The organism is Nocardiopsis sp. TRM 82005, from assembly GCF_056312425.1.
In genome coordinates this window covers 1-1,696 of sequence record NZ_JBWDTQ010000063.1, presented here as the reverse complement: position 1 = coordinate 1,696, position 1,696 = coordinate 1, and the positions used below count along the sequence as shown (strand labels likewise).

The 1,696-nt window shown below is 68.4% G+C and carries 1 protein-coding gene; it reads left to right on the top strand.

Features of this window, described 5'->3' with window-relative positions; genetic code table 11:
- On the top strand, positions 1–1,693 hold a 1,693-nt coding region (locus AC0T5L_RS27050), incomplete at its 5' end, for a glycoside hydrolase family 6 protein (protein ID WP_476168320.1).
- Between the last annotated feature and the right edge of the window lie 3 nt (positions 1,694–1,696).

Genomic DNA, 1,696 nt, shown 5'->3' with positions numbered 1-1,696 from the left:
CCTTGCCGCCATCACCTCCGCACCCGCCAGTGCCGCGGCTGGTTGCGAGGTCGACTACCAACTCAACGACTGGGGATCGGGCTTCACCGCCGAGGTGGAGATCACCAACCTCGGCGACGCGGTCAACGGCTGGGCCCTGGACTGGGACTTCGACGGAAACCAGCAGGTCACCAACGCCTGGAACGCCACGGTGGCCCAGACCGGCCCGAGCGTGTCCGCCAGCGACGGCGGGCACAACGCCTCCATCGCCACCGACGCGACCGTGTCCTTCGGCTTCCAGGGAAGCTACTCCGGTAGCAACCCCGCCCCCCAGGCCTTCGAACTCAACGGCGTGCTGTGCAGCGGCTCCGTCGACGAACCCGACGACCCCGACGACCCGGACGAGCCCGAGGACCCCGACGAGCCCGACGAGCCCGGGGAGCCCGGGGATCGGGTGGACAACCCGTACGTGGGCGCCGACGTCTACGTCAACCCGCTCTGGTCGGCCAACGCCGCGGCCGAGCCCGGCGGGGACGCGGTGGCCGATGAGCCCACCGGGGTGTGGATGGACCGCATCAGCGCCATCGAGGGCAACGACAGCCCCACCACGGGCAGTATGGGCCTGCGCGACCACTTGGACGAGGCCCTGGTCCAGGCCGGCGGGGATCCGCTGGTCTTCCAGGTGGTGATCTACAACCTGCCCGGCCGTGACTGCGCGGCGCTGGCCTCCAACGGCGAGCTGGGGCCGGAGGAGATCGACCGGTACAAGGACGACTACATCGATCCCATCGTGGACATCCTGGCCGACTACGAGGACACCGAGCTGCGGATCGTGACCACGGTCGAGATCGACTCGCTGCCCAACCTGGTCACCAACGTCTCCCCGCGCGAGACGGCCACCGACAACTGTGACCAGATGCTGGCCAACGGCAACTACGTCGAGGGTGTGGGCTATGCCCTGGGCGCGCTGGGCGGTCTGGGCAACGTCTACAACTACGTGGACGCGGGCCACCACGGCTGGATCGGGTGGGAGGACAACTTCACCGCTTCGGCCGAGCTGTTCTATGAGGCGGCCAACACCGCCGGGGCCTCTCCGCAGGACGTGCACGGCTTCATCGCCAACACCGCGAACTACTCGGCTCTGGTGGAGGAGCACTTCGCGATCGGGGAGAGCGTGGCGGGTACGCCGGTGACGCAGTCCTCCTGGGTGGACTGGAACCAGTTCACCGATGAGCTGTCCTATTCCCAGGCCCTGCGCCAGGAGCTGGTGGGGTTGGGGTTCGACTCCGGTCTGGGGATGTTGATCGATACCTCCCGCAACGGGTGGGGTGGTCCGGACCGTCCCACGGGTCCGGGGCCGAGCACTGATGTGGACGCCTATGTGGACGGGGGCCGCTACGACCGTCGGATCCAGTCGGGCAACTGGTGCAACCAGGCTGGTGCGGGGCTGGGGGAGCGTCCCCAGGTCGAGCCGGCCTCGGGGATCGACGCCTATGTGTGGATGAAGCCTCCGGGTGAGTCCGACGGCTCCAGCGAGGAGATCCCCAACGACGAGGGCAAGGGCTTCGACCGGATGTGCGACCCGACCTATGAGGGCAATCCGCGCAACGGCAACAACCTGAGCGGGGCGCTGCCCGACGCTCCGGTGTCGGGGCACTGGTTCTCCGAGCAGTTCCAGGAGCTCCTGGCCAACGCCCACCCACCCATCCAGTAACCC